Genomic DNA, 14,726 nt, shown 5'->3' with positions numbered 1-14,726 from the left:
TGCACACGTCGCTGAACCTGTATGCCGAGCACGAATTCAACGCCTCGACCTTTACCTGCCGGGTGATTGCCGGCACGGGCTCGGACATGTACTCGGCCATCGCGGGGGGCATAGGCGCGCTGCGCGGGCCCAAGCATGGCGGGGCCAACGAGGTGGCCTTCGAGGTGCAAAAGCGCTACGACACGCCGGCCGAGGCCGAGGCCGACATCCGGCGCCGGGTCGAGGCCAAGGAGGTGGTCATCGGCTTTGGCCACCCGGTCTATACCGTGTCGGACCCGCGCAACCAGGTGATCAAGGAAGTCGCGCGCAAGCTGTCCAAGAAGCAGGGCAACACCAAGATGTTCGACATTGCCGAGCGGCTGGAGTCGGCCATGTGGGACGCCAAGAAGATGTTTCCCAATCTGGACTGGTTTTCGGCGGTGTCCTACCATATGATGGGGGTGCCCACGGCGATGTTCACGCCGCTGTTCGTGATTGCGCGCACCGCGGGCTGGGCCGCGCACATCCTGGAGCAGCGCGCCGACAACAAGATCATCCGGCCCACGGCCAACTATATCGGGCCCGAGGACCGCAAGTTCGTGCCGCTGGACAAGCGCAAGTAAGCCTCCCGACCATTATTTTTCTGCCTCCGGACCCCATGAACACTGCATACCGAAAACCCCTGCCCGGCACTCAGCTGGATTACTTCGATACGCGCGCGGCGGTCGATGCGATCCAGCCCGGCGCCTATGACAAACTGCCATACACCTCGCGCGTATTGGCCGAAAACCTGGTTCGCCGCTGTGACCCGGCCATGCTCGCGGCCGCGCTCAAGCAGCATATCGAGCGCAAGCGCGACCTGGACTTTCCCTGGTTTCCGGCGCGGGTGGTTTGCCATGACATCCTGGGACAGACCGCGCTGGTCGACCTCGCCGGCCTGCGCGACGCCATTGCCGAAAAAGGCGGGGACCCCGCCCAGGTCAATCCGGTGGTGCCTACCCAATTGATCGTCGACCACTCGCTGGCCGTCGAAAGCCCGGGGTTCGACCCCGAGGCGTTCGACAAGAACCGCGCCATCGAAGACCGGCGCAACGAAGATCGCTTCCACTTCATCAACTGGACCAAGAAGACGTTCAAGAACGTCGAGGTGATTCCGCCCGGCAACGGCATCATGCACCAGATCAACCTCGAGCGCATGTCGCCCGTGGTGCACGCCCTGGACGGCGTGGCCTTCCCCGATACCCTGGTGGGCACCGACAGCCATACGCCGCACGTCGATGCGCTGGGCGTGCTCGCCATCGGCGTCGGCGGCCTGGAAGCCGAGAGCGTAATGCTGGGGCGCGCCTCGTGGATGCGCCTGCCCGACATCATCGGCGTCGAGCTGGCCGGCAAACTGCAGCCGGGCATCACCGCGACCGATCTGGTGCTGGCGCTGACCGAATTCCTGCGCAATCAAAAAGTGGTGTCGTCCTACCTGGAATTCTACGGTGAAGGCGCTACTCACCTGACATTGGGCGATCGCGCCACCATCTCCAACATGACGCCGGAATACGGCGCGACTGCGGCGATGTTCTACATCGACCAGCAGACCATCGATTACCTGAAACTCACCGGCCGCGACGATGCGCAGGTCAGGCTGGTGGAAACCTACGCCAGGCAGGCCGGCCTATGGGCGGACACCCTCGAGCACGCCGAATACGAACGCGTGCTCCGCTTCGACCTGTCGAGCGTGGTGCGCAACATCGCCGGCCCGTCCAATCCGCACCGCCGCGTGCCGACTTCCGAACTGGCCGCCCGCGGCATCTCCGGCAAGGTCGAAAACGAGCCCGGCCTGATGCCCGATGGCGCGGTCATCATTGCCGCGATCACCAGCTGCACCAACACCAGCAACCCGCGCAACGTGATCGCCGCCGGCCTGCTGGCGCGCAACGCCAACGCGCGCGGGCTGACCCGCAAGCCCTGGGTCAAGAGTTCGCTGGCGCCCGGCTCCAAGGCGGTACAGCTGTATCTGGAAGACGCCAGGCTGCTGCCCGAACTCGAGCAGCTGGGCTTCGGCATTGTCGGCTTTGCCTGTACCACCTGTAACGGCATGAGCGGCGCGCTGGACCCCGTCATCCAGCAGGAAGTGATAGCCCGCGACCTGTACGCCACCGCCGTGCTTTCGGGCAACCGCAACTTCGACGGCCGCATCCATCCCTATGCCAAGCAGGCTTTCCTGGCCTCGCCGCCCCTGGTGGTCGCCTACGCCATCGCCGGCACCATCCGCTTCGATATCGAGAAAGACGTGCTGGGCATAGACCAGGACGGCAAGCCAGTCACCCTCAAAGACATTTGGCCCTCCGACGAGGAAATCGACGCCATCGTCGCCGCCAGCGTCAAGCCCGAGCAGTTCCGCCAGGTCTACGAACCCATGTTCGCCGCCAGCGTCGCCACGGGCGAGAAAATCAGCCCGCTGTACGACTGGCGCCCGGCCAGCACCTATATCCGCCGCCCGCCTTACTGGGAAGGGGCGCTGGCCGGCGAGCGCGCGCTCAAGGGCATGCGGCCCCTGGCGGTGCTGGGCGACAACATCACCACCGACCACCTTTCGCCGTCCAACGCCATCATGCTGGACAGCGCCGCCGGCGAATACCTGGCCAGGATGGGCTTGCCGGAGGAAGACTTCAACTCCTACGCCACCCACCGCGGCGATCACCTCACCGCGCAGCGCGCCACCTTCGCCAATCCCAAGCTGCTCAACGAAATGGTGCTGGAAAACGGGCAGGTCAAGCAGGGTTCGCTGGCCCGCCTCGAGCCCGAAGGCAAAGTCACCCGCATGTGGGAGGCGATCGAAACCTATATGGAACGCAAGCAGCCGCTCATCATCGTGGCCGGGGCCGACTATGGCCAGGGCTCCTCGCGCGACTGGGCCGCCAAGGGCGTGCGGCTGGCCGGCGTGGAAACCATCGCCGCCGAAGGCTTTGAGCGCATCCACCGCACCAACCTGGTCGGCATGGGAGTGCTGCCGCTGGAATTCAAGCCCGGCGTGAACCGCAAGACACTGAATATAGACGGCACCGAAACCTTCGACGTCATCGGCGAGCCCACCCCGCGTGCCACCCTGACGCTCGTGATCCATCGCAAGAACGGCGAACGCGTAGAAGCGCCGGTGACCTGTCGCCTCGACACCGCCGAAGAAGTGTCGATCTACGAAGCCGGCGGCGTGCTGCAGCGCTTCGCTGAGGACTTCCTCGAATCGGCGGCGGCCGGCTAAAGCAGACAAAGGAAAACTCCATGACTCATGTACCCCAGATCAAGGTTGCGGCGGCCTACATCCGCGGCGGCACCAGCAAAGGCGTGTTCTTCCGGCTGCAGGATCTGCCCGCGGCCGTCCGGACGCCGGGCGCGGCCCGCGACGCCTTCCTGATGCGCGTGATCGGCAGCCCGGACCCCTACGGCAAGCAGACCGACGGCATGGGCGGCGCGACCTCCAGCACCAGCAAGACGGTCATATTGTCCAAGAGCGGCAAGCCGGACCACGACGTCGACTATCTGTTTGGCCAGGTTTCCATCGATAAGGCATTCATCGACTGGAGCGGCAACTGCGGGAATCTTTCGGCCGCCGTCGGCCCCTTCGCCATCAGCGGCGGCCTGGTCGACGCGAGCCGCATACCGCAGGACGGCACGGCGATCGTGCGCATCTGGCAGGCCAACATCGGCAAGACCATCATCGCGCATGTGCCCATCACCAATGGCGCCGTGCAGGAAACCGGCGATTTCGAGCTCGATGGGGTGACCTTCCCCGCCGCGGAACTGCGGCTGGAATTCATGGACCCGGCGGCCGAGGAAGAAGGCGCGGGCGGTTCGATGTTCCCGACCGGCAATGTGGCCGACGACCTCGAGGTGCCGGGCGTGGGCACGCTGCGGGCGACCATGATCAATGCCGGCATCCCGACGATCTTCGTCAACGCCACAGACATCGGCTACACCGGCACCGAGTTGCAGGACGCAATCAACGGCGACGCCAAGGCCCTGGCGATGTTCGAGACCATACGCGCGCACGGCGCGCTGCGCATGGGCCTGATCCAGCATCTGGACGAAGCGGCCCAGCGCCAGCATACGCCGAAAGTCGCGTTCGTCGCCAAGCCGGCCGACTATGTCTCTTCCAGCGGCAAGCGCGTCGCCGCCGGCGACATCGACCTGCTGGTGCGCGCCCTGTCCATGGGCAAGCTGCATCACGCCATGATGGGCACGGCGGCTGTCGCCATTGGCGCGGCGGCCGCGATTCCCGGCACACTGGTCAACCTCGCCGCGGGCGGCGGCGATCGCCACGCGGTATGCTTCGGGCATCCCTCGGGCACCTTGAAGGTCGGGGCGCAAGCCAGCCAGGAAGGCGGCGAATGGTCGATAGTCAAGGCCATCATGAGCCGCAGCGCGCGCGTCCTGATGGAAGGATGGGTGCGCGTGCCCGGCGACGCCTTCTAGGAAGCGGCGCCGCCCGGCCGTTTGCTTCTTCACGCCCCGCCGCCGCGGCGCCCCGAAATCCGGACCAGCGCTCAGCCATATACGGATAAGCGCTTCCTCCCTGTAAACAAGCGCCTCTTCATACATTTTGCAGACGCATACACGCCATAGCCATGTTTGATACCTTCGTCCTTTACGCCCTGCCGTTTTCCTTCACACTGCTGGTCGCCTGCGCCCTCACATCCCTGGTCTCGGGACTCGTGCTGCTGCTTTTCAGGCTCCGGAAAACCAACGAAGTGCTGCGCCATCCCTATCTCAAGCAACATCCCTGGGAACGCTACCCGCTTTCGATACGCGCCACCATCCTGCTCGACTACTTCCTGCGGCTTTGCTTTCCCAAAAGCAAGTTCTGGATTGCCGGCCAGGCCAATCTGCTGCTCGCCCACATACAGCCGACCGAAGTCTCGACCCGCATAAAGTGGCCGCTGATCGGCTTCTGGGGCGGCTGCTTCGTGGGCCTCATCGCCATGCTGCTGCTCTGGGGACTGATCCTGCTTACAATGAATCCCTGATTCCCTTTCAAGACAGGAGCCCGAATGAGCCGCAGCATCGAACACAACCCCGGCAAGCAACGCTTCGAATGGACGGAAGACGGCATCCTCAGCGTCCTGGACTATGAATTGCAGAACGGGGTCATGACCATCATGCACACCGGCGTTCCTGAAGCCCTCGGCGGGCGCGGCATTGCCGCCGACCTCACCCGATGCGCCCTGGCCACGGCCCGCGAAAACGGCTGGGCGGTGCGCCCTCTATGCTCCTATGCCGCGGCCTATATGCGCCGGCACCCGGAATACGCCGGCCTGCTGGCCTGAATCCGCCACGCCCCCGGGGGGTAGCGGTTTAAACACAACAGCCACGCATCTTATGTCTTATATAAGATATAAGACATTTGCTTCCCGTCCAGCTTCCTTCTACAATTGACCACGAGCCTAAGCGCAAGCCTCGCCCTTCAGGGCGAGGTCAAGCGAGGCAAGACCAATGCGGCGCCGAAGGCGCCCCGCATTGTGGCGGAGAAGCGCCGGCCGACAGGCCGGAGTTCTTCACGTAAAGCAATTCTCCATTCATCCTCGAACAAAAGGGCATGCATAATGCTGGATTCATATCGCCAACATGTTGCCGAACGCGCCGCGTCAGGCATCCCTCCTCTTCCCCTTTCCCCGCAGCAGACCGCCGACCTGATCGAACTGCTCAAGAATCCGCCTGCCGGCGAAGAAGCGTTCCTGGTCGACCTCATCACGCACCGTGTCCCCGCCGGCGTCGATGATGCCGCCAAAGTCAAGGCGTCCTACCTGGCCGCCGTCGCCCTGGGCAAGGAAACCTGTCCCCTCATCGATCGCGAGCATGCCACCGAACTGCTGGGCACCATGCTGGGCGGCTACAACATCAGCCCGCTGGTCGACCTGCTGGACAACGAGGAGCTTGGCGCCATCGCCGCGGAAGGATTGAAGAAAACCCTGCTCGTGTTCGACGCTTTCCACGACGTCAAAGAGAAAGCCGACAAGGGCAACAAATACGCCCGCGCCATCCTGCAAAGCTGGGCCGACGCGGAATGGTTCACCAGCCGCCCCGAAGTGCCGGAAAGCCTGACCATCACGGTTTTCAAGGTCAGCGGCGAAACCAACACCGACGATTTGTCGCCCGCTCCCGACGCCTGGAGCCGCCCCGACATTCCCCTGCATGCCCTGGCCATGCTCAAGAACCCGCGCCCGGGCATCGAGCCCGAGGAAGCCGGCAAGATCGGCCCCATCAAATTCATTGAAAGCCTCAAGCAGAAAGGCCACCTGATCGCCTATGTGGGCGACGTGGTCGGCACGGGCTCGTCGCGCAAATCGGCGACCAACTCGGTGCTCTGGCATACCGGCCAGGACATTCCCTTTGTCCCCAACAAGCGCTTCGGCGGCGTATGCCTGGGCGGCAAGATCGCGCCCATCTTCTACAACACCATGGAAGACGCCGGCGCCCTGCCCATCGAGCTCGATGTCTCCAAGATGAATATGGGCGACGTCATCGAGCTGCGCCCCTACGAAGGCCTGGCCTTGAAGGACGGCCAGGTCGTCGCCGAATTCAAGGTCAAGTCCGAGGTGCTGTTCGACGAGGCCCGCGCCGGCGGACGCATTCCCCTGATCATCGGCCGCGGCTTGACCGCCAAGGCCCGCGAGGCCCTGGGGCTGCCCGTTTCGACCCTGTTCCGCCTGCCGCAGGTCCCCGCCGACACCGGCAAGGGCTACACCCTGGCGCAAAAAATGGTCGGCCGCGCTTGCGGCCTTCCCGAAGGACGCGGCATGCGCCCCGGCACCTACTGCGAACCCAGGATGACTTCGGTCGGCAGCCAGGACACCACCGGCCCCATGACGCGCGACGAATTGAAAGACCTGGCCTGCCTGGGCTTCTCGGCGGACCTGGTTATGCAATCGTTCTGCCATACCGCCGCCTATCCCAAGCCGGTCGACGTCAAGACCCATCACGAATTGCCCGCCTTCATCAGCACGCGCGGCGGCATTTCGCTGCGCCCCGGCGACGGCATCATCCACTCGTGGCTGAACCGCATGCTCCTGCCCGACACCGTCGGCACGGGCGGCGATTCGCACACCCGTTTCCCGATAGGCATCAGTTTTCCCGCCGGCTCGGGCCTGGTGGCGTTCGCCGCGGCCACCGGCGTCATGCCGCTGGACATGCCGGAATCGGTGCTGGTGCGCTTCAAGGGCAAGCTGCAGCCCGGCGTGACCCTGCGCGATCTGGTCAGCGCCATTCCGCTGTACGCCATCAAGCAGGGCCTGCTGACTATTGAAACGCAAGGCAAGAAGAATATTTTCTCGGGACGCATCCTGGAGATCGAAGGCCTGCCCGACCTGAAAGTCGAACAGGCGTTCGAACTGTCCGACGCTTCGGCCGAGCGCTCGGCCGCCGGCTGCACCGTGCACCTCAGCAAAGAGCCCATCATCGAATACATCAACAGCAACATCACGCTGCTGAAATGGATGATAGCCAACGGCTACGAAGACGAGCGCACCCTGGGCCGCCGCATCAAGGCCATGCAGGCCTGGCTGGCCAACCCGCAATTGCTGGAGCCCGATGCCGATGCCGAATACGCCGCGGTCATCGAAATCGACCTGGCCGATGTGCACGAGCCCATTGTCGCCTGCCCCAATGATCCCGACGACGTGAAAACCCTGTCGGAAGTCTCCGGGACGGCGATAGACGAAGTGTTCATCGGCAGCTGCATGACCAATATCGGCCACTTCCGCGCGGCTTCCAAGCTGCTGGAAGGCAAGCGCGACATTCCGGTCAAGCTGTGGGTCGCCCCTCCCACCAAGATGGACCAGAAACAGCTTACCGAAGAAGGCCATTACGGTGTCCTGGGCAGCGCCGGCGCGCGCATGGAAATGCCCGGCTGCTCGCTGTGCATGGGCAACCAGGCGCAGGTGCGCGAAGGCGCCACCGTCATGTCGACCAGCACGCGCAATTTCCCGAATCGCCTGGGCAAGAACTCCAATGTCTTCCTGGGTTCGGCCGAACTGGCCGCCATCTGCTCGCGCCTGGGCCGTATTCCGACCAAGGAAGAATACATGGCCGGCGTGGGCGTGCTCAGCGCGAACAGCGATCAGATCTACCGCTACATGAACTTCGACCAGATCGAAGACTTCCAGGAAATCGCCGATTCGGTCAGCGTATAGGCCAATAAGCGCCATGCCTGCATGGAACAAAACTCCCGCTGCGATTCCGCAGCGGGAGTTTTTTTTCGTTCCATAACTCGCGGAAACGGGCCTAAAATATATGGCGGATGCCACGCAGCGCAGCGTATTCCCCTGGCCACGCAAGCCCACAAGACACATAACCGGAGTTCTTTATGCCGCACAATACGTTCAACAGCTTACAAAAGTTCAAGATCGGGCGCAAAACGGCCCAGTTCTATTCCTTGCCGGCACTAGGCGCAACGCTGGGCATCGACATCCAGCGGCTGCCCGTGTCGATCCGGGTGGTGCTGGAATCGGTGCTGCGCAATTGCGACGGCAAGAAAATCACTGAAAAACACATCAGGCAGCTGGCTTCCTGGAAGCCGACGGCCAAGCGCGACACCGAGATTCCATTCGTGGTGGCCCGGGTCGTGCTGCAGGACTTCACCGGCGTGCCGCTATTGGCCGACATCGCGGCGATGCGCTCGGTGGCATCCAAGATGGGCAAGGACCCCAAAAGCATAGAGCCGCTGGTGCCGGTGGACCTGGTCGTCGACCATTCGGTCATGATCGATTACTTCGGCACCAAGAATGCGCTCGACCTGAACATGAAGCTCGAATTCAAGCGCAACCAGGAACGCTACCAGTTCATGAAATGGGGCATGCAGGCCTTCGATACCTTTGGCGTGGTGCCCCCGGGCTTCGGCATCGTCCACCAGGTCAACCTGGAACACCTGGCGCGCGGCGTGCATTACGACGCCAGGAACAATGTGTACTACCCCGACACCCTGGTCGGCACCGACAGCCATACCACCATGATCAATGGCATAGGCGTGGTGGGCTGGGGGGTGGGCGGCATCGAGGCCGAAGCCGGCATGCTGGGCCAGCCGGTCTATATTCTTACCCCGGATGTCGTCGGCGTCGAACTGAAGGGCGAGCTGCGCGGCGGCGTGACCGCCACCGACCTGGTGCTGACCATCACCGAACTGCTGCGCAGGCAGAAGGTGGTGGGCAAGTTCGTGGAATTCTGTGGGCCGGGCACGAGCAGCCTGTCGGTCACCGACCGCGCCACCATAGGCAATATGGCCCCCGAATACGGCGCCACCATGGGCTTCTTCCCGGTCGACGACCGCACTATCGAATACTTCCAGGGCACCGGCCGCAGCAAGGACGAGATCGACGCCCTGAAGGCCTATTTCAAGGCCCAGGGCATGTACGGCGTGCCCGATGCCAAGGATATCGGCTATACGCAGCTGATCACCCTGGATCTTTCCACGGTCACGCCCTCCCTGGCCGGCCCCAAGCGGCCGCAGGACCGCATCGAGCTGGGCGATGTCAAGAACACCTTTACCCGCCTGTACACCGAGCAGTCGGCCGCCGGCTTCAACCAGCCGCCCGAAAAACTCGGCCAGGTCTACACCACCAGCGCCGGCACGCAGGTCAAGAATGGCGACATCCTGATAGCCGCCATCACGTCCTGCACCAACACCTCCAACCCCAGCGTGTTGCTGGCGGCGGGCCTGATGGCCAAGAAAGCGGTCGAGGCGGGCCTGAAAGTGCCCAAGCATATCAAGACATCCCTGGCGCCGGGTTCGCGCGTCGTCACCGACTACCTCACCAAGACCGGCCTGCTGCCCTACCTGGAAAAGCTGGGCTTCGACGTCGCCGCCTACGGGTGCACCACCTGTATCGGCAACGCCGGCGACCTGACGCCGGACCTGAACGAAACCATTATCCAGAACGGCCTGGTCTGTTCGGCCGTTCTGTCGGGCAACCGCAATTTCGAAGCCCGCATCCACCCCAACATCAAGGCCAACTTCCTGGCTTCGCCGCCCCTGGTCGTCGCCTACGCCCTGGCCGGCACGGTATTGCGCGACCTGATGACCGAACCCGTGGGCCGGGGCAGGAACGGCGATGTCTGGCTGGGCGACATCTGGCCGAGCAACGCGGAAATCCAGGCGCTTCTGGGCCAGGCGCTGGATCCCGAAGTCTTCCGCACGAATTACGCCGAGATCAAGTCCAACCCGGGCAAGCTGTGGAACAATATTTCCGGTGTGCATGGCGATGTCTACAGCTGGCCCGCATCGACCTATATCGCCGAACCGCCCTTCTTCGCCGGCTTCGAAATGCGGCCCGCCGCCATGCCGGTGGTAAAGGGCGCGCGCGCCCTGGCGGTTTTCGGCGATTCGGTGACCACCGACCATATCTCCCCGGCGGGCTCCATCAAGGAAAGCTCGCCCGCCGGCGAATGGCTCAAGGCCCACGGCGTCATGAAACAGGACTTCAACAGCTATGGCTCGCGGCGCGGCAATCACGAAATCATGATGCGCGGCACGTTTGCCAACGTGCGCATCAAGAATCTCATGATCCCGGCCCTGCCCGACGGCAGCCGTTACGAGGGCGGCGAGACTTTGTATCAACCTACCGGCGAACGGCTGTCGATTTACGACGCCGCCATGAAATATGTGGCGGCCGGCGTGCCCACCGTGGTCTTCGCCGGGGAAGAATACGGCACCGGCTCGTCCCGCGACTGGGCGGCCAAAGGCACCCAGTTGCTGGGCGTCAAGGCGGTGGTGGCGCGCAGCTTCGAGCGCATACACCGCAGCAACCTGGTGGGCATGGGCGTCTTGCCGCTGCAGTTCAAGGATGGCGACAGCGTGGAATCCCTGGGCATCACCGGCGAAGAAACCTTTGATGTAGCGGGCATCGAAGCCAGCATCAGGCCGCAGCAGGATGTGACTGTCACGATACATCGCCGGGACGGCAGCTCGCAGCAGGTTTCCATGCTGCTGCGCATCGATACGGCGACCGAGGTCGACTACTACCTGCATGGCGGCATCCTGCCTTACGTGCTGCGCGAGCTGCTCGCCGCCTGATCCCGCCGGCCGGCGGCGGCCGCGAGGTGAACAATCAGCGGTGAAGCGTGGGGACACTTTTTGCATGCTCCGCCCCCGCGCCAGCCCACGAAGCCGGGTAGAGCGTTACACTAGCCTACTCATCAACTTGTATTGTCTTATGCCTCGTATGCCTGCCACCCCTCCTTCGCGTTTATCCCGCGAAGCTCAACGTCTTGTGACCCTGACGCAAGCGCTAGCCCGCTCCGGCAGCCGACTCGAAGATATCTACTGGGAAAACCTGCTAGGCATCCAGTTGAACAAGCTGCTGTTGGGCAAAAAAAACAAGACCATCGAAACCGTGCTCGATCACTTGCTGGCCAGCGATCTGAACGCCTACGAAATCCTGGTGGAGCAGGCCGAAACGCTGACCGAGTCCACGACCATCGTCCACCAGGGCGTGGAGTATGACGCCTTGCTGTTTTCGGCGCCGGTCGTGGCCTGGACCCGCTATCAGTTGCCCGAAGGCGAACTGACGCCCGCCCAGCGCCAGGCGCTGGCCCGGCATCTGCAAGCCCATATCGTCGCCGAGGGCGCCAAAATGGCGCTCATCCCGGCCCTCGTCAACTTTGACCAGATGCCGCAATCATTCCAGGAAACCCACGCCTGGACGCAGCGTCTCGCCCTGCTGGCGCTGGGCGCCGGCGCGGAGCCCTGCCAGATCAACAAGCCTGAGGACGCCGACGGCATGCTGGCCGATGCGCGCTTCGCGGTCGGCGTGATCGTCGTGCCCAAAGGGCAGGCGGTGTTCCGCTGGCAGATGCCGCAGGACGACGCCATCGCCATACGGCAAAAATGCCAGGAAGCCTGGGAACAGGCCAGCGCCGAAGTGTTCACCCCGATGTTCACGGGCTGCTATCTTGAATACCTGCAGCCCGACGCCTACTACATGAACAGCCGCGAGGCCGACAGGCGCATACGGCCGCTGGCCCTGAAGGCCGCGGTCACCTGGCTGCAGACGGCCGCCCATCTGCCGGGCGACGAGCTGCGCGCCGTCATCATCGGCTGCGGCGGCGACACCATAGAGGAATACCGGGTGGGCTTCAGCACGCGCCACAGCAACGAAGTGATCTACGGCTGCATCTGGCCCGTGCTGAGCAAGGAAGAGGCTGCCGCCGACGGCACGGAAAATCAGGTCATCGACGTGCCCGATGAAATTGCCGCCCTGCTCAAAGAGCAGGGAATCGCCGACGTGCGCCGGCTGCCGGGCATCCATCCCGCCGAATTCTGCGATGATTGCGGAGCGCCGTATTTTCCCAATCCGCTGGGCGAAATGATGCACCCCGAGCTTCCCGAAGAGACCGACCTGGCGCCCGTCCACTTCCATTAATGCCGCGGCTGTCCTTCGACATCTTTTGCCGGGTCGTCGATAATTTCGGCGACATCGGCGTTTGCTGGCGCCTGGCAAGGCAGCTGGCCCGGCTGCCGCCAGGACGCGAAGTGCGCTTATGGGTCGACGACCTGCACAGCTTCGGGCGGATCGAGCCCGGCGTGGACCCGCAAGCCGCGCAGCAATCGGCCCGGGGCGTCGATATCGTGCACTGGACGCAGCCAGCCCCTGTGCTGCGGCCGCATGCCGTGGTGATCGAGGCCTTTGCCTGCGACCCGCCCGCCGCTTTCATCGAGGCCATGGTCCGGCAAGACAGTTTATGGATCAATCTCGAATACCTGAGCGCCGAAGGCTGGGTCGAGTCCTGCCATACCCTGCCGTCCGCGCAGCACCATGGCTTGCGCAAGCATTTCTTTTTTCCCGGCTTTACGCCCGCCACGGGCGGGCTGCTGCGCGAACCCGGCCTGCTTTCCGAACGCGACGAATGGCTGGCGCAGCCCGGCCAGCGCGATGCGCTTCTGGGCGCCATCGGCGTGCCGGGCCGGCAGATCGAGCGGTTGCGGCAGGGCGCGCGCCAGGTGTTTTTGTTCTGCTACCCGGACGCCCCGGCCCAAGGGCTGCTCGACAGCCTGGAGCGGCAGGCCTGCCCCACCCTGCTGATCGTGCCCCGCGGCGTGTATCCCGGCTTGCAGGACCGCCCAGGCGGACGGGTGCATGTCCATGAAATGCCTTTTGTCGACCAGGCGGCCTTCGACCGGCTGCTATGGAGCAGCGACCTGAATTTCGTGCGCGGCGAGGATTCCCTGGTCCGCGCCTTGTGGGCCGGCAAGCCCCTGGTGTGGCAAATATATGCGCAGGATGCGAACACCCATATGATCAAGCTGCAGGCCTGGCTGGACCGGTCGCCCTGCCGGCAGACTGTCCATGCGCTGATGCGGGACTGGAACCTGGGCGATCCGGAAGCATTCGCCTTGCGGATGAACGAGGCGCTGGAGCCGGGCAACTGGGCGCAGTGGCAGTCCGACAGCGCGCAATGGAGCGATGAATTGGCCGGATATCCCGATTTGGCCTACTCCCTTGTCGGGTTTTGCACGCAACGGCGGCGATCAGGTTAAAATGACGGGTTTTGTAAGTCATGCTCCGGCCCGGCAGTGGCATCTGGCGGAGCAAATCACCCCCCGGAGTCTTTTAAATATATGAAAACCGCACAAGAATTGCGCGTTGGCAATGTGGTCAAAGTAGGCAATGACGCGCTCGTCGTACAGAAAACAGAATACAACAAGTCGGGCCGCAACTCGGCCGTCGTCAAGCTCAAGTTCAAGAATCTGCTTACCGGCTCCGGCAGCGAGTCCGTATCCAAGGCCGATGAAAAATTCGAAGTGGTCCAGCTCGAAAACAAAGAATGCACCTACTCGTACTATGCCGATCCCATGTATGTTTTCATGGATGAAGAATACAACCAGCACGAAGTCGAAGCGGAAAGCATGGGCGATGCCCTGAACTACCTTGAAGAAGGCATGAAGGTCCAGGTCGTGTTCTATGACGGCCGGGCCATTTCGGTCGAGCTTCCCACGATCGTGGTGCGCGAAATCATTTACACCGAACCCGCCGTCAAGGGCGATACGTCGGGAAAAGTGCTCAAGCCCGCCAAGACCAACACCGACATGACGGTCAACGTGCCGCTGTTCTGCAATATCGGCGACAAAATCGAAATCGATACGCGCACTGGCGAATACCGCAGCCGCGTGATGTAAGCCTCTCGGCGGGCGGCCTGGCGCCGCTTGCTGAAAACGATGCGCTTACTGCAGGCGGTCGTCGTCCAGGAACTCGGGTATAGGCATGACGGCTATCCCTTCCTCGGCCAATTCTTCCCTTTCCTCTGGCGTAGCCGTGCCGCGTATGGCGCGTTCCTGCGCTTGCCCGTCGTGCATGCGGCGCGCTTCTTCGGCGAAGCGGGCGCCCACGTTCTCGGTATTGCGCACCATCTGGCGGATGTGGCGCATGACTTCGGCCTGCAACTGCGCCATTTGCCCGGCGGCCGGCGCCGCCACTGCCGTACCCGGCCGGGCGCGGGCGGCGGATGCCGGCGCGGCGGGCGCGGGGGCTTTCGCATGGCCGAGATTCAAGCGCGGCGCCGAAAGCTTCTTGGCGACGCGGCTGCTGTTGCACACAGGGCAGCTCAACAGCCCGCGCGATTGCTGCGATTCATAGCTGTCGGCCGAAGCGAACCAGCCTTCGAAGACGTGGCCCTGGTCGCATTGAAGATCAAAGACTTTTAATGACATAACAGCAATATGCGGGCGTTCGCGCCAAATACAAGGCGGAAAGCCGCCCTGCCGCCGGACT

At 63.4% G+C, this 14,726-nt stretch carries 11 protein-coding genes; 10 read left to right on the top strand and 1 reads right to left on the bottom strand.

Annotation, left to right across the window (positions count from 1 at the left end):
- The 10 genes from BUB23_RS21195 to efp all read left to right on the top strand — a co-directional run.
- On the top strand, positions 1 to 602 hold a 602-nt coding region (locus BUB23_RS21195), incomplete at its 5' end, for a citrate/2-methylcitrate synthase (RefSeq protein WP_281255572.1).
- A 35-nt stretch (positions 603 to 637) separates the two neighbouring features.
- Entirely contained in the window at positions 638 to 3,232 is a 2,595-nt protein-coding gene (gene acnD / locus BUB23_RS21190; RefSeq protein WP_073107478.1) for a Fe/S-dependent 2-methylisocitrate dehydratase AcnD, read from the top strand.
- 20 nt (positions 3,233 to 3,252) lie between these two features.
- On the top strand, positions 3,253 to 4,443 hold the full coding sequence (gene prpF / locus BUB23_RS21185; protein ID WP_073107473.1) for a 2-methylaconitate cis-trans isomerase PrpF: 1,191 nt from the start codon (positions 3,253 to 3,255) through the stop codon (positions 4,441 to 4,443).
- A gap of 152 nt (positions 4,444 to 4,595) precedes the next feature.
- Entirely contained in the window at positions 4,596 to 4,994 is a 399-nt protein-coding gene (locus tag BUB23_RS21180) for a hypothetical protein (protein WP_073107470.1), read from the top strand.
- 24 nt (positions 4,995 to 5,018) lie between these two features.
- Positions 5,019 to 5,294 (top strand): GNAT family N-acetyltransferase, encoded by a 276-nt coding sequence (locus BUB23_RS21175; RefSeq protein ID WP_073107466.1) that lies wholly within the window; start codon positions 5,019 to 5,021, stop codon positions 5,292 to 5,294.
- Positions 5,295 to 5,570: 276 nt separating this feature from the next.
- Positions 5,571 to 8,156, top strand: a complete 2,586-nt coding sequence (acnB, locus tag BUB23_RS21170) for a bifunctional aconitate hydratase 2/2-methylisocitrate dehydratase (protein ID WP_073107462.1) — start codon at positions 5,571 to 5,573, stop codon at positions 8,154 to 8,156.
- Between the two features lie 173 nt (positions 8,157 to 8,329).
- Positions 8,330 to 11,032: an aconitate hydratase AcnA gene (acnA, locus tag BUB23_RS21165; RefSeq protein ID WP_073107458.1), complete on the top strand. Its 2,703-nt coding sequence runs from the start codon at positions 8,330 to 8,332 to the stop codon at positions 11,030 to 11,032.
- Positions 11,033 to 11,171: 139 nt separating this feature from the next.
- The gene (locus tag BUB23_RS21160) at positions 11,172 to 12,380 is read left to right on the top strand and encodes a DUF2863 family protein (protein WP_073107455.1); all 1,209 of its coding nucleotides are present in this window, start codon (positions 11,172 to 11,174) and stop codon (positions 12,378 to 12,380) included.
- A gap of 8 nt (positions 12,381 to 12,388) precedes the next feature.
- On the top strand, positions 12,389 to 13,495 hold the full coding sequence (gene earP / locus BUB23_RS21155; protein WP_143161073.1) for an elongation factor P maturation arginine rhamnosyltransferase EarP: 1,107 nt from the start codon (positions 12,389 to 12,391) through the stop codon (positions 13,493 to 13,495).
- 81 nt (positions 13,496 to 13,576) lie between these two features.
- Entirely contained in the window at positions 13,577 to 14,134 is a 558-nt protein-coding gene (efp, locus tag BUB23_RS21150; RefSeq protein ID WP_073107447.1) for an elongation factor P, read from the top strand.
- A 45-nt stretch (positions 14,135 to 14,179) separates the two neighbouring features.
- On the opposite strand, the gene BUB23_RS21145 is transcribed toward efp, so the two are convergent.
- Positions 14,180 to 14,665: a DUF1178 family protein gene (locus tag BUB23_RS21145; protein ID WP_073107442.1), complete on the bottom strand. Its 486-nt coding sequence runs from the start codon at positions 14,663 to 14,665 to the stop codon at positions 14,180 to 14,182.
- Between the last annotated feature and the right edge of the window lie 61 nt (positions 14,666 to 14,726).

Source organism: Pollutimonas bauzanensis, from assembly GCF_900129885.1.
Lineage (GTDB): Bacteria > Pseudomonadota > Gammaproteobacteria > Burkholderiales > Burkholderiaceae_B > Pollutimonas > Pollutimonas bauzanensis.
Note: the sequence above shows the minus strand (reverse complement) of the source record. Positions and strands in the feature narration are given on the sequence as shown.

Excerpts from the sequence above, each read along its gene's own strand:
- acnD (WP_073107478.1), top strand. The coding sequence starts at position 638 with ATGAACACTGCATACCGAAAACCCCTGCCCGGCACTCAGCTGGATTAC.
- prpF (WP_073107473.1), top strand. The coding sequence starts at position 3,253 with ATGACTCATGTACCCCAGATCAAGGTTGCGGCGGCCTACATCCGCGGC.
- BUB23_RS21180 (WP_073107470.1), top strand. The coding sequence starts at position 4,596 with ATGTTTGATACCTTCGTCCTTTACGCCCTGCCGTTTTCCTTCACACTG.
- BUB23_RS21175 (WP_073107466.1), top strand. The coding sequence starts at position 5,019 with ATGAGCCGCAGCATCGAACACAACCCCGGCAAGCAACGCTTCGAATGG.
- acnB (WP_073107462.1), top strand. The coding sequence starts at position 5,571 with ATGCTGGATTCATATCGCCAACATGTTGCCGAACGCGCCGCGTCAGGC.
- acnA (WP_073107458.1), top strand. The coding sequence starts at position 8,330 with ATGCCGCACAATACGTTCAACAGCTTACAAAAGTTCAAGATCGGGCGC.
- BUB23_RS21160 (WP_073107455.1), top strand. The coding sequence starts at position 11,172 with ATGCCTCGTATGCCTGCCACCCCTCCTTCGCGTTTATCCCGCGAAGCT.
- efp (WP_073107447.1), top strand. The coding sequence starts at position 13,577 with ATGAAAACCGCACAAGAATTGCGCGTTGGCAATGTGGTCAAAGTAGGC.
- BUB23_RS21145 (WP_073107442.1), bottom strand. The coding sequence starts at position 14,665 with ATGTCATTAAAAGTCTTTGATCTTCAATGCGACCAGGGCCACGTCTTC.